General features: G+C 54.5%; 23 protein-coding genes. 13 read left to right on the forward strand and 10 right to left on the reverse strand.

All coding sequences use genetic code 11. From position 1 onward, the window contains the following. Positions 1-2 precede the first annotated feature (2 nt). Complete coding sequence (locus GV764_RS06950) at positions 3-389, forward strand: hypothetical protein (protein ID WP_161659513.1); 387 nt, start codon at positions 3-5, stop codon at positions 387-389. A gap of 211 nt (positions 390-600) precedes the next feature. On the opposite strand, the gene ompL is transcribed toward GV764_RS06950, so the two are convergent. The 8 genes from ompL to yihU form a co-directional block, all read right to left on the reverse strand. Then, positions 601-1,287, reverse strand: a complete 687-nt coding sequence (gene ompL / locus GV764_RS06955) for a porin OmpL (protein WP_161659514.1) — start codon at positions 1,285-1,287, stop codon at positions 601-603. Positions 1,288-1,366: 79 nt separating this feature from the next. Then, on the reverse strand, positions 1,367-2,791 hold the full coding sequence (locus GV764_RS06960; RefSeq protein ID WP_161659515.1) for an MFS transporter: 1,425 nt from the start codon (positions 2,789-2,791) through the stop codon (positions 1,367-1,369). 23 nt (positions 2,792-2,814) lie between these two features. After that, positions 2,815-4,197: an MFS transporter gene (locus tag GV764_RS06965; protein ID WP_161659516.1), complete on the reverse strand. Its 1,383-nt coding sequence runs from the start codon at positions 4,195-4,197 to the stop codon at positions 2,815-2,817. 47 nt (positions 4,198-4,244) lie between these two features. After that, positions 4,245-6,281 (reverse strand): alpha-glucosidase, encoded by a 2,037-nt coding sequence (locus tag GV764_RS06970; RefSeq protein WP_161659517.1) that lies wholly within the window; start codon positions 6,279-6,281, stop codon positions 4,245-4,247. Positions 6,282-6,308: 27 nt separating this feature from the next. Beyond that, the gene (locus GV764_RS06975) at positions 6,309-7,145 is read right to left on the reverse strand and encodes an aldose-1-epimerase (protein ID WP_161659518.1); all 837 of its coding nucleotides are present in this window, start codon (positions 7,143-7,145) and stop codon (positions 6,309-6,311) included. 28 nt (positions 7,146-7,173) lie between these two features. Continuing rightward, a complete protein-coding gene (gene yihS / locus GV764_RS06980; protein WP_161659519.1) occupies positions 7,174-8,415 on the reverse strand; it encodes a sulfoquinovose isomerase in 1,242 nt (413 codons plus the stop codon). Between the two features lie 15 nt (positions 8,416-8,430). After that, positions 8,431-9,306 carry a sulfofructosephosphate aldolase gene (gene yihT, locus GV764_RS06985; protein WP_161659520.1) on the reverse strand — a complete coding sequence of 292 codons (876 nt, stop codon included), beginning with the start codon at positions 9,304-9,306 and terminating at the stop codon, positions 8,431-8,433. 26 nt (positions 9,307-9,332) lie between these two features. Then, positions 9,333-10,217, reverse strand: a complete 885-nt coding sequence (yihU, locus tag GV764_RS06990) for a sulfolactaldehyde 3-reductase (protein WP_161659521.1) — start codon at positions 10,215-10,217, stop codon at positions 9,333-9,335. A 153-nt stretch (positions 10,218-10,370) separates the two neighbouring features. Here yihU and GV764_RS06995 point away from each other — a divergent pair, with 153 nt between their 5' ends. From GV764_RS06995 to fabY, 12 genes are all read left to right on the forward strand, one after another. Continuing rightward, on the forward strand, positions 10,371-11,267 hold the full coding sequence (locus tag GV764_RS06995) for a sugar kinase (RefSeq protein ID WP_161659522.1): 897 nt from the start codon (positions 10,371-10,373) through the stop codon (positions 11,265-11,267). Positions 11,268-11,301: 34 nt separating this feature from the next. Beyond that, complete coding sequence (locus tag GV764_RS07000) at positions 11,302-12,108, forward strand: DeoR/GlpR family DNA-binding transcription regulator (RefSeq protein WP_161659523.1); 807 nt, start codon at positions 11,302-11,304, stop codon at positions 12,106-12,108. A gap of 228 nt (positions 12,109-12,336) precedes the next feature. Next, on the forward strand, positions 12,337-13,491 hold the full coding sequence (locus GV764_RS07005; RefSeq protein WP_161659524.1) for an iron-containing alcohol dehydrogenase: 1,155 nt from the start codon (positions 12,337-12,339) through the stop codon (positions 13,489-13,491). A gap of 43 nt (positions 13,492-13,534) precedes the next feature. Further along, positions 13,535-14,551, forward strand: a complete 1,017-nt coding sequence (locus GV764_RS07010; protein ID WP_161659525.1) for a 2-dehydro-3-deoxygalactonokinase — start codon at positions 13,535-13,537, stop codon at positions 14,549-14,551. A 19-nt stretch (positions 14,552-14,570) separates the two neighbouring features. Next, positions 14,571-15,560 carry a 2-dehydro-3-deoxygalactonokinase gene (locus tag GV764_RS07015; protein WP_161659526.1) on the forward strand — a complete coding sequence of 330 codons (990 nt, stop codon included), beginning with the start codon at positions 14,571-14,573 and terminating at the stop codon, positions 15,558-15,560. A 37-nt stretch (positions 15,561-15,597) separates the two neighbouring features. Then, positions 15,598-16,905 carry an MFS transporter gene (locus GV764_RS07020; RefSeq protein ID WP_161659527.1) on the forward strand — a complete coding sequence of 436 codons (1,308 nt, stop codon included), beginning with the start codon at positions 15,598-15,600 and terminating at the stop codon, positions 16,903-16,905. A 46-nt stretch (positions 16,906-16,951) separates the two neighbouring features. Next, the gene (locus tag GV764_RS07025) at positions 16,952-17,599 is read left to right on the forward strand and encodes a bifunctional 4-hydroxy-2-oxoglutarate aldolase/2-dehydro-3-deoxy-phosphogluconate aldolase (RefSeq protein ID WP_161659528.1); all 648 of its coding nucleotides are present in this window, start codon (positions 16,952-16,954) and stop codon (positions 17,597-17,599) included. Between the two features lie 124 nt (positions 17,600-17,723). Continuing rightward, positions 17,724-18,521, forward strand: coding sequence for an IclR family transcriptional regulator (locus GV764_RS22270; RefSeq protein ID WP_161659529.1), 798 nt, complete (start codon positions 17,724-17,726; stop codon positions 18,519-18,521). A gap of 130 nt (positions 18,522-18,651) precedes the next feature. After that, a complete protein-coding gene (yihX, locus tag GV764_RS07035) occupies positions 18,652-19,251 on the forward strand; it encodes a glucose-1-phosphatase (RefSeq protein WP_161659530.1) in 600 nt (199 codons plus the stop codon). Further along, a complete protein-coding gene (locus tag GV764_RS07040; protein WP_161659531.1) occupies positions 19,245-20,117 on the forward strand; it encodes a virulence factor BrkB family protein in 873 nt (290 codons plus the stop codon). The genes yihX and GV764_RS07040 overlap by 7 nt, the downstream gene beginning before the upstream one ends. Then, positions 20,114-20,551, forward strand: a complete 438-nt coding sequence (gene dtd / locus GV764_RS07045; RefSeq protein WP_161659532.1) for a D-aminoacyl-tRNA deacylase — start codon at positions 20,114-20,116, stop codon at positions 20,549-20,551. The genes GV764_RS07040 and dtd overlap by 4 nt, the downstream gene beginning before the upstream one ends. A gap of 44 nt (positions 20,552-20,595) precedes the next feature. Further along, positions 20,596-21,537, forward strand: coding sequence for a fatty acid biosynthesis protein FabY (gene fabY, locus GV764_RS07050; RefSeq protein ID WP_161659533.1), 942 nt, complete (start codon positions 20,596-20,598; stop codon positions 21,535-21,537). 35 nt (positions 21,538-21,572) lie between these two features. Here the strand turns inward: fabY and GV764_RS07055 are convergent, their stop codons facing one another. Beyond that, the gene (locus GV764_RS07055; RefSeq protein WP_161659534.1) at positions 21,573-23,321 is read right to left on the reverse strand and encodes an AsmA family protein; all 1,749 of its coding nucleotides are present in this window, start codon (positions 23,319-23,321) and stop codon (positions 21,573-21,575) included. A 119-nt stretch (positions 23,322-23,440) separates the two neighbouring features. Further along, positions 23,441-24,832: a nucleobase:cation symporter-2 family protein gene (locus tag GV764_RS07060; RefSeq protein ID WP_161659535.1), complete on the reverse strand. Its 1,392-nt coding sequence runs from the start codon at positions 24,830-24,832 to the stop codon at positions 23,441-23,443. Positions 24,833-24,925: the final 93 nt, after the last annotated feature.

Genomic DNA, 24,925 nt, shown 5'->3' on the forward strand with positions numbered 1-24,925 from the left:
AAATGAGAGAAAAACGTAAAGTTCTCATCATTGTTTTTTGCTGTTGTCTTTCTTTGTTTTTTATGGCGACGACAAGCCGTTATTTTGATATTACTTATTTCAGATGGCTAAATGGTTATGCGATTGATATCTCTATGCGTAATAAGATAGATGAAGAAAGGGCCGGGGTAATTTATCCAGTATATGATCGGTATGTTGATGTAACATTAAGAATTTATCAGGGGTCTTTACAATGGTTTTTAAATTATCCTTGCTATACCAGAGATTTAACTCTACATGTTAACGATGAAAGGCAGCTAAGCAACTGGAATCTATTAGAGATTACGGATGAAAAAATAAAGCTGGAAAATAATAATTATTTCGAATATTCGCATTACTGCGGAAGATAATTCCAGAAAAAAGTCGTTGCTTTTTGGATAATGGTCAGCAACAGGTTTGGGTTCTGACTTATTATCAGCTAACAGAACAGGGAGATCCGTCTTTTTAGTCCCCACTCTGGATAGAAATCAAATCCTCCTTTGATGAAGGCGTGTATTTAATTTATGGAGCTAAATAAGTATACATAATACCCGCCGACATAAAATGTCGACGGGCATTAATTTAGAAAGAATACCGTAATCCCAATCTAATACGGTACTGTTCCCGGTTATATGCATTCCACCGGTCCAGCCACTGCAATTCCAGATACGGCAACCAATGTTGGTCGACCTTGTATCGAAATCCATTGGTAATTTCCCAGTGATGATCCTTGCCGTTTTTGCTGTGGTAGTCGTTTACGCGCTGAAAAAAATGGGGTTCAAAGATCCAGGTGAACTGGTCAGTGACTTTAAAATTCCAGTAGTTGGCAAACTCGTGGGTATCGTTTTTGTCCATGTTGCCGTTGATATCGGGCGTATCATAATTATTGTGGTTGTAACGATAGCGAAAGGTCAAATTAAACCAGGATGTAAACTTATATTTAGTATCTAAATAAACGGCGCCTCCGGATCCATCGCGGTTGTCATTAATTAATCCGCCAGGTTGAAAGGTTAATTTATCAGTAGGACTGAAGAGGGGATACCAGCCTTCGATTTCATTATAACTATGCTTCATTTCATCCCATCTACCGACATTATAGGCATTAGTTGCCATAATGCCTGCACCCATATCAAAGTTATAACCTGCTCTGAGAATGACCTCGTGCAGATCGGAAGCGGTGTTATAAGCTTCACGGGTTTCTACATAGGCTCCGGCAAAAGCCGGGCTGGAAACGGACAACACCAGCGCTGCTGTGAGAAGTCTTTTCATTATGTTTTCCATGTATTAAGTACAGAAAGGCCGCCCTTGTGCGAGGCACGAAGGCTATGTATTACGGCCAGATTTTTAATTATAAAGTGACGGCTGACGCTTTATTTTCTTTATTCATTTCGGTTTCAGGAGAGAGTTGTTTTTTGCGTTTTCCAATTTCCTCAATAATAAAAGCAAAACGTTGTTCACTGAGTTTATAAAAAAGACCCATGGTTACTGCGGCAATAATCGCCAGACTACAGGGCCAAAGAAAAATAAGCTGACGCAAACCTAATAGCGTTGCCTCGCTCTGGGCGATATGCGGGATATAGCCGATCTGGGTCAACATAATGCCCGGCAAGAATCCAGCCAGCGCGGCGGAAATCTTTCGCGAAAAAGTGTAACCGGTATAAACCGAACCTTCGGCGCGAATACCGGTTTTCCATTCGCCATATTCTACCGTGTCCGGTACCAGCGCCCAGTTAAGGCTATTTACAAAGGCGGTGCCGAAGAAGGCCATACAGGAAAACAACACAAACATCAGCGAGCTGCTACCCCAGAAAAAGTTCAACACATCGCCTGCTGCCCAGAGGATTAACCCACCCAGGTAGACCTGCTTCTTGCCGAAGCGTTTAACCGCAGTGGGAACTAACAGCACCCCCACCAGGATGCAGCCCATACTGAAAAATCCCATCCATGACAGCAGGTGGATATCGTTAAGTACGTATTGAGTGTAATAAACCTGAATCGCCAGCTTAATATTAAAGGCCGCCAGCGTGCACAGATTCGCGATGCACAGCACTAACAGCGGTGGGTTACGGAAGATCGCGCAAAACGATTTTAAGATGCTCGGCTTATGGTGAGCTGGCACGACCTCCACATAACGCTCTTTAACGCCGCTGTAGCACAACCAGATGCAGCAAAGCCCACCAGTAACAAACAGCATGGCCGCCACCAGATAACCTAATGATGAACTGGCGTTAAACATCGCCTGAATCGGCATAAACCCAACGGTGCAAATCAGCAAACCGACCGTTGCTCCCCCCTGGCGCCAGGCAGCGAGCTGGGCGCGTTCATGAGGGTTTTTGGTAATGGCGGGCACCATTGCACCGTAGGAACAATTCATCAGACTGTAGAACAGGCCGAACAGCATAAAAAGCACTGTTGCCACGGCAGTTTTTACCGGTAGCTCAAAATCGTTAGTCATAAACTGTGCTGTGGCCACCAGCGCAACCGGGATTGAAGCATACAGAATAAAGGGTCTGAATTTTCCCTTCGGGCCGATAGTGCGGCGCGAGTCCAGCAGCACGCCAGTTAGCATATCGGTGAGCGCGGTAAAGAACTTCGCCACCAGAAATATCACGCCGCCATAAAACGCGGGCAGACCCAACTCATCGGTATAAAACTTCAAAAGATACAGCGTACCGATGCATAGCATAAGATTCGAGCCGACATCGCCCATTCCATAGGCGCATTTCTCCCGCAGGCTCAGCTTCAGGGTTAACGGATCAGAATTCGTGTTCATGTCGATCCTCGTTATAGTGATTATCACGCCGGATGCTTACGCATCTCGATCTCTTCCACAATGCGGATATACAGCTTCTCATTGAGGTTGTAGAAGCCTCCCATCGCTACAATCGTGACCACGGCAAGCGCGGCGGGATAGATAAAAATCAGTTCCCGCAAGCCCTCAACCGTACCGGCAGATTGCACCACGTTAGGTACATAGCCGATCTGCGTCAGCATCCAGCCGGGAAAGAAACCCGCCAGCGCCTGGGAGACTTTTCTGAAGAAGGTAAAACCGGTATAGACCGTGCCTTCAGAACGTACACCGGTGCGCCACTCACCGTATTCGACCGTGTCGGAAACCAGCGCCCAGTTGAGGCTATTAACGAAGGCGGAGCCAAAGAACGCCAGACAGGAAAACGCGACAAAGCTGACTGAACCACCGCCCAGGGTGTAGTTGAGCAGATCGCCAGCCACCCAAATGAGCAGACCGCCGATATAAACCTTTTTCTTACCGAAGCGGCGCACGGCGGCAGGCATCATAAATACGCCGATAAAAATGCAACCCATGCTGAAAAAAACCATCCAGGAGAGGAGAATGGGATCGTTCAGCACGTACTGGGTGTAATAAACCTGGATGGCGAGTTTGACGTTGAAAGCGCCTAAAGTGCACAGATTGGCGATACACAGAATAAATAGCGGGCGGTTACCAGCAATGGCGCGAAACGATTGTAATAACCCCGGTTTTTGTACCGAACTGGCAGGCTGCGTTTCAACGTAGCGTTCTTTAACCCCACGATAGCAGCACCACATAAAGAGCAATCCAAAGAGAGAAAATAGCGTGGCGGCAAAGATGTAGCCGAGTTGGGAGCTCCCTTCAATCAGATTCATGACAGGGACAAAACCGACGGTACACAACAGCAAACCCAGCGTTGCGCCGCCCTGACGCCAGGCAGCCAACGATGCCCGTTCATTTGGATTTTTCGTCATTGCCGGAACCATCGCGCCATAAGAACAGTTCATCATGCTGAAAAACAGTCCATACAGCATAAAAAGCACCGTTGCCATCACGGTTTTCCCGGTAATGTCAAAGGGGGTGCCGACGAAGTTAGCAATTGCCAGTAACGTTACTGGAAAAGCGGCATACAGTACGAAGGGGCGGAACTTTCCTTTCGGGCCGATTTTTCGGCGCGAATCAAGCAGGATCCCTGTTCCCATATCGGTGAACGCGGTAAAGAATTTGGCAATCAAAAAGATAATGCCGCCATAGGTGCCGGGTAGACCCAGTACATCGGTGTAAAACTTCAACAGATATAACGTGCCGATATCCAACAGAATATTGGAACCCAGATCGCCCATCCCATAAGCAAGTTTTTCTTTAAACGGCAGACGTAGGGTTGCCGCATCAGATGATAATTGACTCATTTTATTATTCTCCGATTGCCCGCAGGGAAGCCTGCGGGCGAGCGTTATCAGATATGACGTAAAGCGTTAAACAGCGGTGCCCATTCGCTATCCTGGCGATAAAACACCTGCGGCTTGCCAAGCGGAGCATCAACGGTCACTTCACCGCCGCGATGCTGCTTGCCTGTCCAGACGTTTATCCAGTTATCTTCCGGCAGGTAGAGCGTCCAGTCGCTGCGTCCTTCTTCATACACGGGGGCCACCAGCAGATCGCGACCGAACAAATACTGGTATTTCAGGGTGTAGGTGTGCGCATCGTCTTCATAGTGCAGGAACAGCGGGCGCATCACCGGCAGGCCCGATTTTGCATTCTGCGCCACCGCGTCTTTGATATACGGCTTCAGGGTGGTAAAAACGGTAGTCATTCGGGCGAAGTGGGCGATAGTTTCCGCATCGCTGTCGAATTGCCAGTTATCTCCCGGACGGTTGCCCTCATGGGTGCGCATCATTGGGGTGAAAGCACTGAAATCGCACCAGCGCAGCAGCAGCTCTTTACTGCGCTTCATCTCAAACAGGGTGGTGTAGCCGCCGATATCGCTGTGATGCAAACCGTGGCCGCTCATCCCCAGCGACAGCGCCGCCGGGATCACCGACGCCGGACCGTCATCCAGGCTCCAGTCGACGTTCTGATCGCCTGCCCACATCATTAAGGCGTATTTCTGGCTGCCAGAATAACCGGCGCGCATAAAAAACAGGATTTCGCCGAGTTTGCCGGTTTCCTCTAGTGCTTCGTAATTGCACTTTGCCCACAGGGCAGGCCAGGCGTTATGCATGATTTCCGCGCTAACGCCGTTGTGCAGCACGGTGTCGGTGGGAAGATATTCGCCAAAATCCGCCATCCAGCCGCCGCAGCCGAGCGCAATCAGATTTTGTTTGATCACGCCTTTGTACCAGTCATAGGCTTCGGGGTTGGTCAAATCGATAACCCCCGCGTAGAATTCGCCGAACTCAACGTGATAATCCTTGCCATCGACGTCTTTGGTGAGATATCCGCGTTTTGCCGCCTCTTCGCACAAATCACGATCGCTGGCGGCATAGGGATTGATATAGGTGAGGAACTGTACGCCTTCTTTTTTCCACTGCGGGATGCGTTGATCAAGCTGCGGATACAGTTCGCTGCTCCACTTCCAGTTCCACATCACGCGCTTGCCAAACGAGGTCATGCGGATGCCGGACCAGTCCTGCGCCCAAATGCCGTTAACTTTCACGCCGCCGTTGCGCATTGCATCGAGCTTTCTCTGGCAAATTTCGGTCCCGCCCTGGATACCGAGCGTCACGCCATCGTAAACCCAGTCCGGAAGTTCTGGCTGGCGGCCAAGCAGACCGGTGAGTTTTTCAAGCAGCTCAACGTAAGTAGGCGCGCATTCGAAACGCAGCGTGGCGTTATCTTCCCAAAACGCCAACTCGTGAAACTCCGGCGCGCTGAAGTCGAAATTCATATAGCAGCTGTTGTCGACGTGGCAGTAATACTTTTGGGTGCTGACAAACGTTGGCTGCGGGAAGAAGGTCCAGTAATAATCTCCGCCCGCATTTTCTTTGCAGTCGGCAAGCCAGGTAACATATGTCTGTTTATTGCGTCCCACGCCCTGTTCGCTGGTCCATAGCGGGAAGGGTTTGCCACGCAGATCGAAATAAGAGAACTGTTCGCCACAGCCGTAGATATGATCCTCGGGCTGCGCGGCCAGCTGGAGCCAGATACGGTTATGGCTGGCCGCGTCGTTTTTCAGTTCGAGCAACAAACGCTGGTGGCTGTCGATACCGATATTCAGCGTTGCGCTGACAGCGTCACCGCGCGTAAAGCGGATTGTCCAGCCTTGCGGCTGCGCAATCACTGTTGCCTGGCTCAGCGTCACTTTTTCGTTCAGCTTGTCTTTTATGCTGAAGTTGCCGCGGAACATCTCGATATCCGCTTCGCCCGCGCCGACCCATAAACATGGGGATTGCGAGGTGTGACGTAGAATAAGCCGTGAGTGGTACGCAAGCGTAAAGCCGTCGTCAGACGTAATAAGCTCAATACCATTAAGATCGGTGCGTTGTGATTTCATTATTGCCTCTGATGTAGGGTAAGTCGGTTATTCGCCGCCAAGAGTGAAGCTGAACCGGTGTGACTCTCCCGGGGCCAGCGAAACCACGTCCAGGCCGGAATTAAACGCATCCGGCGGGCAGCTCATGGGTTCAACAGCCAGCCCTTTACGGTTTAACTTGTCGGCGGTATAGATTTGCAGCCACGGTTGAGCGGAACGTAGCCAGACGGCCATCTGTTGTTGCTGGCTGACCAGCCGGACTTCCCATTCGGCACCCGTGGTTTTGAAGGTGTGATCGATTTGCGCAGCGCCGATTTTTCGAGATTTCCGGTAATCCAGTGCTGGCGGTACGTCAGCAGTGAGCGGAAGCGTTAACTCACAGCTATCGGTGCTTGCCATGTTGCAGGTTAAGTAGGGATGTACCCCTACGCCGTAAGGCGCAGCGGCATCGCCAGGATTGGTGGTCGTAATGCAGGCGGATAGTCCGGTCTCTGCGTCCAGCTGGTAGCGGATCTCCGTTATCAGCATAAAGGGATAGCCATAATGCGGCGGTAAAAATACGCTCAGCGTGACGGCGGTTTCCGAGCTGTCATTAATTTGCCAGTCTCGCCAGGCCAGCAGGCCGTGGATGGCGGATTGTGATGCACGATCGTTAATCGCCAGCTGGTAATCTACGCCATCGTACCGGTAACAGCCGTTGGCGATGCGGTTAGGCCAGGGAACCAGCACTTTCCCTGAATGCGCTAACGGCATTTCGTCCGGATGATGGGGGATCACCAGGTGACGCCCCCGGTGCGTCAGTTCAGCAATCCCCGCGCCGACGGTTACGATCTTCGCCTGATACTCGCCGGCGGTCAGTACCCGCGTTTTCCCGCTTTTTTGCATAATGGCTTCCCTCCTTCATTACGCGGCGTTATTTGGCATTCACATCCAGCAAACCCGCGGCGACGGCGGGAGCCATCCCTGGTGCAAGCGGCAGACGAGGGATCACCAGGCAGTGCAGCAAATGGTAAATATCCTGCTTGCCGTCCCAGACTTTGGTGGTCACCTGGTTATTGGTATCCAGTTCCTGCCACCATGACCCGTTTTCGTAGTCCATCAGGTATTTGATGCAGTAGTCCCACCATGTCTGATACCAGGTTTCGTACTGCGCATCACCGGTCACGGTGTACAGCGCATAAGCGGTGCCCATCGCTTCCACAATCGGCCAGCGAACCCGTTCACGAACAATAGGCTTGCCGTCCCAGTCGACGGTGTACACGATGCCATCCGCACCATCGGGCGCCCAGGCGTCACGGATAGTGGCGTGGAACAGTCCTTTCGCATCTTCCAGCAGCCACTCCGGCGGGGTTTCGAAGCGGGCTTCCAGCGCGGCGCGCAGATGCAGCATTAAACGGCCCCACTCGATCCAGTGACCAGGCGTGCCGCCGTAGGCGCGAAAGCGGTGGGCCGGGTTTTCTTTGTTGTAATCACGGATCGGGTTCCAGTTAGCGTCAAAGTGTTCATTAACGCGATAGTCACCTTTGCGCGCCACGTCATGAATAATCACCGAGGCCACCCTTAACGCGCGGTCAAGCCATTTGCGATCGTGGGTCACGTCATAGACGATAAGAAACGCCTCTACGGCGTGCATATTGGCGTTGCCACCACGGTAATTTTCCGTCTCGGTGAAAGCCTCATCCCAGGACTCAAGGCACATTTGCTCCTTTTCGCTCCAGAAGTACTTCTCGATCACCTCGATAGCGTCATCCAACAATGGGCGAGCCGCAGGATGGCCGGTCGTCACCGCGCTTGCAGCGCCCAGCAGCACGAAGAAATGCTGGTAGCCCTGTTTGGACGCATCGACCACGCCGTTGTCATTAACGCAGGCGTACCAGCCGCCGTGCTGCTTGTCGCGCAGCGCGCCATTGAGCGCGTTGATGCCATGCTCAACCAGCGGATACGCGCCAGGTCGGCCCATTGAGGCGGCAACGGAATAGACGTGCAGCATACGGGCGGTGATCCACAGATGGGTGCCCATATCAGGTTTCACCTGGCCGTTATTGCCCAGCCAGCCGAATCCGGTCGGCACGGCGGCATTCTTCCCAAAATCGAAAATGCGGTCAGTTTCTTGTTCCAGCCAGCGGTTATGGCTCAGGGTGTTAAACCACTTCATTGCGTTGTCCTTTTCTCAGCGTTTCGCCATCATTTCGTCAACAATTTCACCCAGGCGTTGCAGTTTGGGCGCGCAGACATCCCGGAACATCAACTCACTGTCCGGCAAGCCGACCACGGACGACCAGACGGCACGGCCTGCCAGAAAACCGGATGCACCAGCCTCCATGGCTGTTCTGACCGCACGCGGGAACAGTTTTTCATCCACCCCGGAAGAGAGAATGACCCAGGGCATATTGATGCAGTCATGAAGTCGTTGAGATGCACTAAGCAGGGCCTGCTGCGAACCTTTGCCAAATAGCGGCATTTCCACTTTGTAGAGATCGGCGCCGCAGTCCCCCAGCTCTTTTGCAGCATCGATAATCGCTTGCTCGCGGTTGAAGCTGTCGCCGCGGCGGGGAGGGCGCACTACCGGTTCGATAATGCTCAGCAACCCCTCGGCATGGCAGCGCTGATTAAAGGTTTTCACCATCTCCAGACGTTGCTGCGGATCTTCATCGCTGCGCCACAGCACCAGCAGTTTCAGCGCTTTTGCACCGTCACGTTTCACCGCTTGCGGATCGACATGCTGATCGATAATTACGCTATCAACCGGAATACCGTTGCCCGGGATAAACGCATCTGCCGCGACGATCGTCGCGCAGTTTTTGGCAACTGCCTTTTGCTCCACAATCTGGCGATAGCAAAACTGCTGATCGACCAGGATCGCCGATGCCCAGGGCGACAGGATCCTGGCTGCATTAACTTTAAAATCTGTTAATACGCTGTCGGCCACAGGAAGTGAGGCACCCGCAGCGGCGAACATTAAGCGCATTGCTTCGCGCTGATCGACCGCCAGCATGGCGAATCCGCCGGAAGGTCGGGCGATATCCTTAAGGGTGTAGTGACTCATGGTGATTCCTTATTGAAACGTTAACGTCAGTGAGACAGGCCGGCGCTGGCGCGCACCTGCTCTAAAATGGCGGTCCAGTCTTCGCGCCCACGCCCGGCGGCGCGCGCCTGGTTGTAAACCTCACGCGACGCCGCGCCGAGCGGCATCGGAACATGCAGTTGATTGGCCACATCCAGCGCAATACCCAGATCCTTATGGGCGAGGTCGATCATGAATGCCGGAGAAAGATCCCCTTTCAGCACTTTGTTTGGCCAGGAGGTAGTGAAATGGCCTTTACCGGCTGGCGTACCGCTCATTACCTGCAGGGCGATATCGAAAGAAAGACCCAGCGCTTCGCACAGCACGGCAGCTTCGGCGGAGAGTGCATTGAGCGCGATGCTCATATAGTTGTTGATCAGTTTGACGCGGATGCCCATACCAGGGCCGCCAGCGTTAACCAGCTCGTTACCCATAGCCATCAGTACCGGCCTGGCGCGTTCAACCTGCTGTGCCGTACCGCCTGCCAGCAGCAGCAGCGTCCCGGCGACGGCATGATCGGAGGTGCGGCCAACGGGAACATCCATCATGCTGAAACCACGTTCTGCCATATCGCTAATCAACCTGTCGGTTTGCAGCGGATGGATAGTGGACATGTCGATCAATAGCGCGTCCTTAGCTAATCCTGCGCAAACGCCGCGCTCGCCGAACAGTACCTCGCGTACCAGATCGCCATTGGGCAGCATGGTAATCACGAATTCGGCGCCCTCAGCTGCCTGTGCTGGCGTGGTTGCGGATTGCGCTCCCTTAGCCGCCAGCGTTTGCACGGCGACCGGATTAACATCGAATACCCTGAGCTGATGGCCCTGACGTAACAAATTGCTCGCCATTGGCGCGCCCATTTGCCCCAGCCCAATAAATCCTATGGCTGACATTGGTCTCTCCTGTCTTATTTTGTCACTTACTGATCGTTTGTGTCTGTATTTTGATCGTATTTGTAATTTATGGTCAAAAAATTGACAGGCGTCACTTTTTAAACAATTTGCGAAATTAAAATAGCGTCATCAAAAAACGCGAAAGGAATGAACATGATTCGTATTGCTTGTGTGGGGATCGCCGTGCTGGACCGTATCTGGTATCTCAATGATTTACCCAAGGAAGGTGGGAAATATGTGGCGGGAGACTATAAAGAAGTTGGCGGTGGGCCCGCTGCAACCGCTGCCGTTGCGGCGGCGAAACTGGGTGCTGAAGTTGACTTTATTGGCCGGGTCGGGGATGACGATACGGGCAACCGACTACTGGCAGAATTACAGGCGCATGGTGTCAATACGCGTTACACACGGATCGTGAAAGGCGCGCGTTCGTCGCAGTCCGCCGTGCTGGTGGATGCGGCGGGGGAACGCATCATAGCTAACTATCCCAGTCCCGATTTACCCCACTGCGCAGACTGGATGGCTGATATCGATTTCAGCCAGTGGGGCGCGGTACTGGCGGATGTCCGCTGGCATCACGGTGCAAAACAGGCGTTTACCGTGGCGCGCGCCAACGGCGTGCCGACGGTACTGGATGCCGATGTCACTCCACAGGATATTGCTGAACTGGTCGCGCTGAGCGATCATGCCGCGTTTTCTGCACCAGGCTTAGTGCGTCTCACTGGGGTTACGGACGCGCCTGCTGCACTAAAACAAGCACAAACGCTCACAAATGGTCATGTTTATGTTACGCAAGGAGCACAGGGCTGTTTGTGGATGGAAAATTCGCAGTTGCACCACTTACCTGCTTTCCATGTCGATGTTGTCGATACCACTGGCGCAGGCGATGTATTTCACGGCGCGCTGGCGGTAAGCCTGGCGCAAAAAACCGACATCGAAGAGGCAATCCGCTTCGCCAGCGCGGTAGCGGCACTGAAATGTACCCGCCCTGGTGGCCGCGCCGGGATCCCTGACTGTGATCAAACCCGCTCTTTTCTGTCACTTTATGTATAAAATGCGGGGCGAGATGTTTTTCCAGGGACAACCTATGAGCCTGACTGAGCTAACCGGAAACCCGCGGCACGATCAGTTATTAACGCTGATTGCCGATCGCGGTTATATGAACATTGATGAACTGGCGCAACTGCTGGATGTATCAACGCAAACGGTGCGTCGCGATATCCGTAAACTGAGCGATCAGGGATTAATCACGCGTCATCACGGCGGCGCAGGGCGGGCATCCAGCGTGGTCAATACGGCGTTTGAGCAGCGCGAGGTCTCTCTGACAGATGAAAAGCGGGCGATCGCGGAAGCCATTGCCGACTACATTCCCGACGGCTCTACTATTTTTATTACCATTGGCACTACGGTGGAGCATGTGGCGCGCGCGCTGTTGAACCATAATCACCTGCGTATTATCACCAACAGCCTGCGCGTAGCGCATATTTTGTATAAAAATCCGCGATTTGAGGTGATGATGCCGGGCGGCTCAATCCGCGCTCACAATGGCGGGATTATTGGCCCGCATGCGGTGGCGTTTGTGTCTGAATTCCGCGCGGATTATCTCATAACCAGCGTCGGGGCCATTGATGCCGATGGCACGCTGCTGGAGTTTGATGTTAACGAAGCCAGTGTGGCGAAAGGGATGATGGCCCATGCGCGACATATCCTTCTGGCAGCCGATCACACCAAATACCATGCGTCAGCTGCCGTCAGCATTGGTAATATCAGCCAGGCGTCTGCGCTGTTTACCAATGAGACGCCGCCTGCGGCGATGAACCAACTGGCTCATACTCATCAGGTGGAAATTATTGAGGTCACGCCCGCTTCGCTGGCCGATAACACCACTCTTTAAACTTCCTTGTTAATAAACAGGCGTTAAGCCGTTATAACGCCTGCCTTCTTCTCTCACGCCGCTAAATTTATGGCCTGTTCCTGAAACACCACAGGCCGTTCCCTTTACAGAAAAAAATGTGATTCCGCTCATTGTTCAGACAAAACAGGTTGTGTCGCGAACAAAAAGCGTCCCATAATAATCACATATCCGAACATGGTCCGCATATACGAACAAAAGGAATAAATAATGGCCGAATTTATCTTCAATAACCCGGTTAAGCTGCACGTTGGTCCTGGCAAATTTGGCCAGCTCGGTAACGTTGCCCGGCAGTACGGTAAAAAAGCGCTGCTGGTGGTTTCTGACAGCACCAGGCCTACCGGGCAACTGGCGCGCGCTCAGGAAGCATTAACTGCCGCAGGCATGACTTACGCGGTGTATGACGAATTTATGCAGAACCCGCTGTCCACCCTGGTTGAAGCGGGTGCGAACCTGGCGCAGAAGGAAAACTGCGATCTGGTGATTGGCATTGGCGGCGGCAGCGCCATGGATATGGCGAAAGGCATCGCATTTTGCGCGCTGAACGAAGGCAGCATCTGGGATTACGTGTTCGGTAAAAAACAGGCGCAGCATGCGCTGCCGATTATCCTGGTACCGACTACCGCAGGCACGGGCAGCGAAGCTAACCGCACCGCGGTGTTCACCAACCCGGAAACCCACGACAAAAAAGGCCTGGTCAACCCGCTGATTTATCCGGTGGCGTCCATCGTCGATCCTGAATTAATGCTCACCCTGCCAAAGCGCGTAATTGCCGGACCGGGCGCGGACGTGCTGTTCCACGCGCTGGAATCCTATATCTCCCGCAATGCGCATCCGTTCAGCGAAATGCTGTCACTGCGCGCCATCACGCTGCTGGCGAAAAACCTGCCGCGCGTTTATGCCGATGTGACCGATCTGGCGGCCTGGGAACAGGTAACCTTTGCCAGCACTCTGGCCGGTATGGCTATCGACTGCGCGGGCACCACGCTGCCGCACGCGTTACAGCACCCGATGGGCGGCCTGCTGGATGTGGTACATGCTGAAGGGATCGCCGCCGTGTATCCGGCCTTTATGGAATATACCTGGTCGGCCGCGCCGGAGAAATTCGCTGCCATCGCGGCGGCAATGGGCGTGGATACCCGTGATATGAACACCGAAGAAGCCGCCTACAGCAGTGTTAAAGCAGTGACCGACTTCCTGAAATCCGTAAATATGCTGCCCTCACTCACCGAACTGGGCGTGAAGGAAGAGCACTTCGACTGGATCATCAATAACGTGCAAACCACCATGAAAGTGGTGATGGAAAATAACCCGCGCGTGCCGGATGCCCAGACCTTACGCGATATTTTGCAGCGCAGCCTGTAATTAATCCGGCAAACCGCGAACGGAATTTTAAAAAGGAGTGAATATGTTTGTTGTTATTGATTCAGGATCGTCAGCAACGCGTATTTATTTGCTGGAATTTGCAGGCACCGGCATTGTCGATAAAGAAATGATTACCGAAGGGGTAAACTCCACGATTACCCACGGTAGTAATGAAATTTTACGTCAGGCCATGGCACAAGGCGTAAAACAATTACTGGCGAGAAACGGCAAGTCTCAACAGGATATTCAATTTATTATCGCCTCAGGAATGATCACCTCAAACCTGGGCCTGCACGAAATTCCTCACCGCATTGCCCCGGCCAGTATTGAAGAGCTGGCGCGGCACACGGTGCCGTTCGCGGAAAACGAACTGCTGGCGCTGGATATCCCGGTGATGCTGATCCCCGGCATTAAAAACCAGACCACGCCATCCTGGGAAAACCTGCGCGGTATCGATTTAATGCGTGGTGAAGAAACCCAGGCGGCGGGCGTGCTGCTCGGTTATCAGCCGCGTTTGCCCTGCACGCTGATTGAATTAGGCTCTACCACCAAGCTGATTTCAATTAATGAGCAGGGGCAGATCGCGGGCAGTATTACTTCACTCAGCGGCCAGGTCTATGCCGCGATCCTGAAACACACTTTTGTCTCTTCCAGCGTGGCAACAACGCCGGAAGACGCGGATGAGCAAATCGATCCGGCCATCATTAATGCGGCCTGCCGTTCAGTCGCCGAAAGCGGATTACTGCGCACCATACTTATGACGCGCTTTTTGCAATTCTCTTTCCCGACCACCGCCGCCCAGCGCAAATTATTTCTTGATAGCGCCATGGCGGGAGACGATATCAAATTATTCGCCGACGCCAGGGGGCAAGGGTTTAATTTCGACGGCGATATTTTCTTAATCGGCAACGCGAAGCGCTGTGAAATTTATCAGCACGTGATCCAGCAGCAATTAAATATTGATAACCCGTTACGCATTATTTCCGACGAAGAGCAAATAGATATGCTGGCCATTACCGGCGCCAGCGCCATTGCCAATATTCTTCGCACCCTACAGTGATAAGAAGAGCGAGAAAGATATGTACATCATTACCATCGATACCGGCACCACCAATACCCGCGTGTGCGCCTGGCAGGACGAGCGCCTGCTCGCTGAAGCCGCCCGCCCGGTGGGCGTGCGCGATACCGCGATTTCCGGCAGCACCGACATATTAATGAAAGGGGTCAGCGACGCCGTTAACGACGCGCGTACCCAGGCGAACATTCCGGCAGGGGAAAACGTGGTTTATCTCTCTGCGGGGATGATCACCTCCAACGTCGGCCTGTGCGAAATCCCGCACCTGCTGGCCCCCGCCGGGCTGAATGAACTGGCGAAAGGCATGGTCTGTGCAAATTTACCGGCGATCACCGATGAACCGATCTGGTTCGTGCCGGGCATTCGCAACCACAAATCCGCCGTCACTCTGGAAAACGCCGAGCAAATGGACATGATGCGCGGCGAAGAAACCGAGGCGATCGGCGTACTGGCGAGCCTGGGCATTAGCGGCCCGGCGCTGATTATCCTGCCGGGTTCGCACTCCAAGTTCGTCAAAATCGATGCCGATAACCGTATCGAAGGCTGCGTGACCACCATCGGCGGGGAACTGCTGGATGTGATTACCCGCCACACTATTCTCGCCAGTTCGCTCAATCTGCAATTCGCCCAGGACATTGAAGCGCCGGCGCTGTTGCAGGGCGCGAATCAGTGTCTGCAAACCGGCTTGTCGCGCACCTGTTTCTCGGTTCGCGTACTGGATATGTTCAGCGACTTAACGCTGAACCAGAAAGCCAACGTGCTGCTTGGCGCGGTATTACAGGATGATTTGCAGGCGGTTAAAAACAGCGAAGCCTTTACCGTCACGCCCGATACGCACGTCGTGGTATGCGGTAAAGATACCCTGAAGTTCGCCTTCGCCACCCTAATTGATAACGATCCGTGGTTTACCGGGAAAATTACCGTCGCGCCGTCCAGCCGTTCCCTCTCCAGTGCTGGATTATTTGCCATGGCGCGTCGCCGACAGATTATTTGATTTTTTGTACCCTACACATAATTAAAAGGTCTGCTTTATGAACACTATCGTTAATGAAAGAGCAGTAACGAAAAAACGGGGAAATAAACGCTGGTTCGTTGTTTTCCTGTTATTGATTGGCGGTATTATTAACTACCTCGACCGCGCCAGCTTATCCATCGCTGCGCCGGACATGATGAAAGATCTTAATTTATCGAATACCGATATCGGTTTATTAGGATCGGTATTTGCGCTGATTTACGCCCTGTGTCAGTTGCCTGCGGGCTTCCTGGTTGACCGCTTTGGCCCGAAGAAGGTCTACGGTTGGGCGGTGGCGCTGTGGAGCGGCGCGACCATGCTGACCGGCGCGTGCAGCAATATGGTGACGCTGATTTTTGCCCGCGGCATTCTCGGTGTTACTGAAGCCCCTTGCTGGCCGGGTGCGGCGAAGATCACCGCCTCCTGGTTCCCGAAAAGCGAGCGCGCGCTGGCGACCGGTTTCTGGGATGCGGCGTCTAAATGGGGCCCGGCGATTGCTCCGCCGATCCTGGTGGCGATTATCGTGCCCTTCGGCTGGCGTTCGCTGTTCTATATCGCCGGGGCGATTGGTTTAGTGTTCGTGGTGTTCTTTATCTTTGCTTATCACCAACCAGAAAAACACCCGACCATTACCAAAGAAGAGCTGGACTATATTAAAGAAGGCGGCGGCGGTACGGCGGAGAAATTAACCGGCGAAGCGGAAAAAATTAGTTGGGGTGGTTTATTTAAATATCGCTGCATCTGGGGAATGATTTTAGGCTGGTTCTGTTATGTGTGGATGATGAATATTTTCACCACCTTCCTGCCGCTCTATTTAATGAAGACCCAGAATATTCAGTTTAAAGAATTAGGTATCTACGCCAGTATTCCTTATTTCGGCGGTATTGTCGGCGCGATTGTCGGCGGCTACGTATCGAAATGGCTGGTGGACAGAAGCATTATCAGAGAGTCGTTAAAAGCCAAGCGCGTCACCATCAGTATTTCTGCGCTGTTAGCCGGCGTCGCCGTTATCGCCATTCCGATGGTGGATAGCCTGGCCGCAACCCTGACGCTGCTGGTTATCGCGATGGCGCTGCTGTCCGCGCTGTCCGCCACCGGTTGGGCACTGCCGGGCGATGTGGCGCCTGCCTCGATGGTGGCCTCGGTAGGCAGTATCCAGAACTTCGGCGGCTACTTTGCCGGTTCGTTATCGCCGCTGGTCACCGGGCTTATCGCCGACGTGACGGGTTCATACGCCCTGGCATTCACCAGCGGCGGGATTATCGCGGCCTGTGCGGCGCTGTGTTACTGGTTCATCGTCAGAGAGCCGGTGACCGTAAAGGATTGATGTAATCAGGGAGGCGACTCCCTGATATTTCCCCAAGAGGTTATCCATGATTAAACATCGCGTGATTCGCGCTATTGAAGAAACCGGCATGATTGCCATTGTACGCGGCGTCGCGCCCGAAGGGATTTTGCCGCTGGCCCGTGCGCTGTATGACGGCGGTATCCGGGTTATTGAAGTGACCTGTAACTCCACCCGTCATCTGGAGAGCATCAGCGCCCTGAAACAGGAAATGAGCGACAAAATGTTTGTCGGCGCGGGTACGGTAATCAACCCGGTGATGGCGCAGCTGGTGCTGGACGCGGGCGCGGATTTTGTCCTGTCGCCTGACTTTAACCCGGACGTGGTCACCATGGTGCATGAGAAGCAGCGCCTGATGATCCCGGCGGTAATGACGCCATCGGAAATCTTACAGGCCTGTCGTCTGGGCGTGGATTTGCTGAAGCTGTTTCCGGCCAACAGCCTGGGCGTCAACTATATGAAAGAAGTGCAGGGACCGCTGGATAACCTGTCTCTGATCCCGGTGGGCGGCATCACGCTGGAAAATACCCGCGAGTTCGCCAAAGCGGGGGCGTTCGCGGTGGGCGTGGGCAGTGCGCTGACCAATAAAGAGTGGATCGCGCGCGGCGACTGGGAAGCCATCACCCGGCAGGCCAGGGCGTTCATCCGGACCTTCCATGAAGGCAAAAAAGCCTGACTCCGCTGTAAAAAAGCCACAAATTTGTGGCTTTTTTATTGCCTGTTGCCCAGGTTCTGCGTCTGTTTTCGCCTCCGTTACCTCGCTATACTGCCCGCTATAACAATGACAGTGAGGTAAGCCCGTGTCAGAAAAGATTAATCGCTCGGTGGCCCGGGCGTTAGAGATGCTGGAATTGGTTGCGGCAAGTAAAGATGAACTCACAATCACTGAAATCAGCAAGCAGCTTGGCATCCCGAAGAGCACCACCTTTGATATCCTCTACACCCTGCTTGATAAAGGCTATCTGGAGCAGGCCAACGAAAAACAGAAATCGTTCAAGCTGGGCGTGAAGCTGTTTCAGACCGGCGCGTGTTACCTCGAACAGACTCCCTTTCAGAACGTGGCGCACTCGGTGCTGGAAAAACTTGCCGAGGTGGCCGGGGAAACCGCTTTTCTTGCGCTGCTCAACAATGACGAGCTGGTTTACTTCGATAAAGTCGAAAGCCCGAACTCGGTGCGCACCTCGGCGCGTATCGGCTCCAATAACCCGTTGTATTGCACCGGGCTTGGCAAAGCGATCCTCGCCACCCTGCCGGATGAGGACGTTAAAACGATTCTGGCGCGTACCGGCGGATTAAAACCGATCACGCCATATACCTGTACCGATGAGACAAAGTTTTTCGCCATCCTTAACCAGGCGCGCCAGCAGGGGTACGCCATTGACGATCGCGAGCATAACGCGGAAGTGTTCTGCCTGGCGGCCCCGGTGTATAACCTTCAGGGCAAGGTTTATGCGGCGATCAGCGTCGCCAGCCTGTATACCAAAATTAAGCACGAGCCGGAGAAAATCGCCGCGCTGGGCAAAATGATTGCCGATGCGGCGCTGGATCTGTCGCAACGCATTGGCTACCGCGGCTCGCGTCTGTACGCTGATTTTTAAGGTCATTGTCGCCACGGTTATCTTGCGTAACCGTGGCGAGCTTTCTTTGTTTTCGTTTTGATGCCGTTACTATTCAACCCTCCGGATCCCCGCTACAGTTAACTCTCCATGGCCCAAAAAGGAGAGTGTCATGCTTTATATCTTTGATTTAGGTAACGTCATCGTCGATATCGACTTTAACCGCGTGCTGGGCGTATGGAGTGATTACAGCCGCGTGCCGCTGGCGACGCTTCAGCAAAGTTTCACCATGGGTGAACCGTTCGAAAAGCATGAACGCGGCGAAATCAGCGATGAGGAGTTCGCAAAACTACTGTGCGAATCGATGGAATTATCGTTGAGCTATGAGCAATTCGCGGCAGGCTGGCAGGCGGTATTTGTCGGGCTACGCCCGGAAGTCATCGACATCATGCATAAGCTGCGCGAGCAGGGGCATCGCGTGGTGGTGTTATCCAACACCAATCGTCTGCACACCACTTTCTGGCCGACCAGTTACCCGGAAGTGCAGGCTGCGGCCGACCATGTCTATCTGTCACAGGAGTTAGGCGCCCGCAAACCCGAACCGGCGATTTATCAAAAAGTCCTCGAAGCGGAAGGATACCCGGCCAGTGAGGCGGTATTTTTCGACGATAACGCCGATAATATTAAAGGGGCGCAGGCCGTGGGGATCGCCAGCATTCACGTGACCGATAAATCCACGTTACCGGACTATTTTGCGAAGCAGCCATGTTAAGACGCGTTCATCATCATGCAACCAAACACACCGCGCCGCTCTGGGCCTGGTGTAAGTTGCTGTGGGAGCGAATCGACCAGGACAATATGACTACGCTGGCAGGCAACCTGGCCTATGTGTCGTTGCTCTCCCTGGTGCCGTTCGTCGCGGTAGTCTTTGCGCTGTTCGCCGCGTTTCCGATGTTTTCCGATGTCAGCATTCAGCTGCGTCACTTTATCTTCGCCAATTTCATGCCCGCCACGGGCGATATTATTCAGCGCTATATCGAGCAGTTCGTCGCCAACTCCAGCAAGATGACCGCAGTCGGCGCTTGCGGGCTGATCGTCACCGCGCTGCTGCTGATGTATGCCGTGGACAGCGCCCTGAATACCATCTGGCGCAGCAAGCGGGTACGGCCCAAAATTTACTCGTTTGCGGTTTACTGGATGATTTTAACCCTCGGGCCGTTACTGGCGGGGGCCAGCCTGGCGATCAGCTCGTATCTGCTGTCGCTGCGCTGGGTCAGCGGGTTTGATTCACTGATCGACAACGTGTTGCGCATCTTCCCGCTGCTGCTCTCCTGGCTGTCGTTCTGGCTGCTGTACAGCATCGTGCCCACTACTCGCGTGCCCGCCCGGGATGCGCTGGTGGGTTCGCTGGTGGCGGCGCTGCTTTTTGAGCTGGGTAAGAAAGGTTTCGCGCTGTATATCACCATGTTCCCCTCTTATCAGCTTATCTACGGCGTACTGGCGGTGATCCCCATTTTGTTCGTTTGGGTGTACTGGACGTGGTGTATCGTCTTGCTTGGCGCGGAAATTACTGTCACTCTCGGAGACTACCGAGCGCTAAAATTAGCCGCAGAACAAGAATCCGAAGAAGAACCATGATTGCATTAATTCAACGCGTCACGCGTGCCAGCGTCGCCGTTCACGGTGACGTGACGGGCGAAATCGGCCCGGGACTTTTGGTGTTATTAGGTGTCGAAAAGGAAGACACCCCCCAGAAAGCGAACCGCCTGTGTGAACGGGTACTCGGCTACCGCATCTTCAGCGATGAAAACGGCAAGATGAACCTGAACGTTCAGCAGGCGGGCGGCAGCGTACTGGTGGTGTCGCAGTTTACTCTGGCGGCGGATACCAACAGCGGTATGCGCCCGAGCTTTTCCAACGGCGCAGCGCCTGCACTGGCGGAAGAGCTGTATGACTATTTCGTTGAGCGTTGCCGAACGCTTGGCACTGAAACACAAACCGGGCGCTTTGCGGCAGACATGCAGGTGTCCCTGGTGAATGACGGCCCCGTTACCTTCTGGCTGCAAGTATGAGCCCGTTAACGGCGCGGTCCCTGGCAACAAGAGAGAGTCCATCTATGTATCATCTTCGCGTACCCCAAACGGAAGAAGAGCTGGAAAGCTACTATCAATTTCGCTGGGAAATGTTGCGTAAACCCCTGCATCAACCGAAAGGCTCCGAGCGTGACGCCTGGGATGCGCTGGCGCATCACCAAATGGTGGTGGATGAAAGCGGTAAACCGGTGGCCGTGGGCAGGCTGTATATCAATGCCGATAACGAAGCCTCCATCCGCTTTATGGCGGTGGATCCGAACGTACAGGACAAAGGCCTGGGCACGCTGGTGGCGATGACGCTGGAGTCCGTGGCCCGTCAGGAAGGCGTGAAGCGCGTGACCTGTAGCGCCCGCGAGGACGCCGTCGAGTTTTTCGCCAAGCTGGGTTTTGTCAATCAGGGCGAGATCACCACGCCGCAAACCACCCCGCTACGCCACTTTTTAATGATCAAACCCATCGTGCCGCTGGATGATATTTTGCATCGCGCCGACTGGTGCGGGCAGCTCCAGCAGGCCTGGTATCAGCATATTCCGCTCAGTGAGAAGATGGGCGTGCGCATTCTGCAATATACCGGGCAGAAGTTTGTTACCACCATGCCGGAGGCGGGTAACCAGAATCCGCACCATACGCTGTTTGCCGGCAGCCTGTTTTCTCTCGCCACGCTGACCGGCTGGGGATTGATTTGGCTGATGCTGCGCGAGCGCCATCTCGGCGGCACCATTATTCTGGCCGATGCGCATATTCGCTACAGCGCGCCGATCACCGGCCGCCCCGGCGCGATTGCCGATCTGGGCTCGCTCAGCGGCGATCTGGACCGGCTGGCGCGCGGGCGTAAAGCGCGGGTGCAGTTGCAGGTTGAACTGATTGGCGACGATACGCTGGGCGCGGTGTTTGAGGGCACTTATATCGTGTTGCCCGCTAAACCGTTCGGGCCGCTGGAAGAGGGCGGTAACGAAGAAGAGTAAGCCCTTCACCGCTGTTGGACGGTGAAGGCGCTGCGCTACTGAAAGGGGTTTTCTTGCGGCGGCTGCGTGGCGGCAGGCGCTTCAGGTGTTGGGGACGGCGCAGGCGTACCGCTTACGACGCCCGCCTGCATAGTCTGTTGTAGCTGCTGACCGTTAGCACCGGTGACAGTCAGTGTCGCGTTCACCGTGGGTTTTAATGGTCGATCCGCGCTAAGCTGGCCCCGGGCGCTGAGGCGCATATTGGCGTCCCCCTGCACCGGCACCTGCGGCCACCCCCAGTTTTCCAGCACGTTCGCCGGCACTGCCCGGCCATTCAGACTTAAGGCGATTTGCCGCTCCGGTTGTTGCGTGATCGCGGCGGTGGCTTCCAGCATCCCTTTTCCGGCAAAGGCGCTCAGTTCGCTGATGGTGATGTTATTGCTGTTGGCGCTCAGCGCGATGGACGGCCTGCGTACATCCACGCGGTTAAAGGTGGCGGCAGCCGCGTTCAGCGTGGCGTTGCCGCTCCAGATGCCCCACTGGCGGTTGCGCGCCAGCTCCAGTAAATTACCGTAGCCATCCAGCGCCGTTAACTGGAACGGGAAGGTCGGGTCGATATCAATAATCAGGTTGCGGCTGGCAGTGAATTTGGTCACTGTCACGCGGTTCAGCCATTCCGGCAGCGGCGTCATCCACTGTTTTTTCCAGTCATCCGGCAGGGTATATTCCAGCCCGGCAATTGCCACATCGGCCAGGGTTAGCCCTTTATCACTGCGCGTCCATTCGCCACGAGTGCGGATCATGCCGCCTTCCCAGCGGGACGTCAGTTGGCTGATTTCCACGCCTTTGCCGGATAAATTCGCGTTAGCGATAGGGTCGAAGAAATGCAGCGAGCCATAAATAAACTCGCTGGCATTGAGGGAGAGTTTGCCCTCTTCGCTCTGCCAGTCATTATTGCTGAAAGTGATGTCCCGTAGCGTCATATCCAGATCGGTCACCGCCCAGTTCGGGCCCTGTAGCCGTGCGTCAGTGATATCTACGCGGCCCAGCTTCAGCGACGGCAGGCTGGTGACGGGGCGCAGGAGATCGACAAGACTCTTATCGCTTTGCAGGCGGATATCGCTCAGGCGCAGGTTATCCACCTGCCAGCCGCCGTCGGCGTTACGGCGCGCGTTGCCGGTAAGCGAGCCGCGCGCCACATCCGCACCGAGGGTGGTGAAATTCACCTGATTGTTATCGATGTCGCCCTGAATCAGCACATTACTGGCCGGGATGCCGTTAAGGGTCAGCGAACCGGCGCTGAGTTCGATTCTGGCTTTGCTGCCAAGGATCCGTCCCGCCTCCGGCAGCCACGGCGTCAGGCCGCCGTTGACCCGCTGGGCGCTCAGGTTCCATGCGCTGTTTGGGCTGTTGAAGGCCATATCGCTCAGCTGCAGGCGGTCGGCCTGGAAGGGGATCGAGGCGGTATCCGGTGAAATATTTAACGTGCCTTCGCGCAGGATAATGGCGTCAACATGGAAAGGATCGGTGATTTGGCGGCTGCTCAGGCCGATATCCACGCTTTGCGCCACCAGCGTGGCGGGCTGTCCGTTGCGCCCAAAAGTGACGTTCTTCAGCAGAATGTGCGAGGGTGAGGAAAAGCGGTGGTCCATTTCATCAAACGTGATGTGGTAATCGCTGTGCGCATTTACCCAGTCGGTTATCCAGCCCGCGCCCCAGCGGGTCTGTAGCAAAATATACAGCCCCAGGATCGCGACCAGAACGGCGACAAACAGCGCAACGATGAGCTTTCCAAGAAATTTCATTGTCTTCCATCCGATGAATAGCCAATGAAGGAGTTATGCACGATTTATGGCGATTGCTCAAGGCAGGGAGAGCGAAAGGTGAGGCGGCGATAGCAATCCGATGTTATCGCCGTGGGGGATTACGCTTTTTCCGGTGGGAAAATCAGATTCAGGATAATCGCCGTGATACCGCCAGCGGCAATGCCAGAGGAGAGCAGGTTCTTCAGCCAGTCCGGGGCAAATTGCAGGATCAGCGGCTGCTGGGACACGCCCATGCCTACCGCTAACGACAGCGCGATAATCATGATCGCACGGCGGTTAAGCGGCTCGCGGGAAACGATACGCACGCCGGACGCCGCAATAGTACCGAACATCACGATGGTTGCGCCGCCCAGTACCGGCTCCGGGATATGCTGCACGAAACCGCTCACAGCCGGGAACAGGCCCAGCGCAATCAGCATCATCGCGACCACGAAGCCTACATAGCGGCTGGCGACGCCGGTCAGTTGAATGACGCCGTTGTTCTGGCCGAAGCAGGAGTTCGGGAAGGTATTAAATACGGCGGACACAAACGAGTTCAGGCCATTCGCCAGTACGCCGCCTTTCAGGCGTTTCATGTACAGTGGGCCAGAAACGGGCTGCTCGGAAACGTCAGAGGTGGCGGTAATGTCGCCGATGGTTTCCAGGGAGGTCACCATAAAGATCAGCATCAGCGGGATCAGCAGGTTCCAGTCAATGCTCAGGCCGTAATAGAGCGGCGTCGGGACCATAATCAGCGCATCGTTGGTCGGCGCGGTATTTTGCGGCAGCATGTCTAACGCCCACGCCACGACGTAGCCCACGGCCATGGCGATCACCAGTGAGGCCACGCGCAGATAGGGGTTACGCTGGCGGTTAAGCAGAATAATCACTGCCAGCACCACGCCTGCCAGGAAAAGATTCATCGGTGCGCCGAAAGTTTTATCGCTCATCGCGGCATAGCCGCCGCCGATAGAGGTTAAGCCAACCTGAATCAGCGACAGGCCGATAATCATGACCACCACGCCGGAGACCAGCGGGGTAATAATGCGTCGCGCCAGATGCAGGACGCGTGAGAGCAGCATTTCGGTGCAGCTGGCCAGCATCAGGGTGCCGAACAGCGCCGCCATCATGGTCGGGATGTCCGCACCGCCGTTTTTCAGCGCCAGGCCGCCCATGATCAGCGGTGAAACGAAGTTAAAGCTGGTGCCCTGAATCGACAGCAGGCCCGAGCCTACAGGCCCCCAGGCTTTAATCTGGATAAGCGACGCCACGCCGGAGGCGAACAACGACATGCTGATGATGTGCTGCGTGTCCTGTGCGGGTAAGCCGAGCGCCTGGCAAATCAACAGCGCGGGCGTAATCACCGCCACAAACATCGCCAGCAGGTGCTGACCAGCGGCGAACAGGGTTTGCGGTAGCGGCGGGCGATCTTCAAGACGATAAATCAATTCACTGTTCTGAGTCTGCGCAATCGGTTGCGCATCTTGCGACTCTACGGCATCAACGGACATCAGCGATCATTCCATTACGGTGGGTGGGGTGGAAAGGCGCTAATTTTATCGGACTGCCGGGTAAAAGCAAACGTTTGCTTAGATAAGTTTCTA

Source organism: Atlantibacter hermannii, from assembly GCF_009907385.1.
Lineage (GTDB): Bacteria > Pseudomonadota > Gammaproteobacteria > Enterobacterales > Enterobacteriaceae > Atlantibacter > Atlantibacter hermannii_A.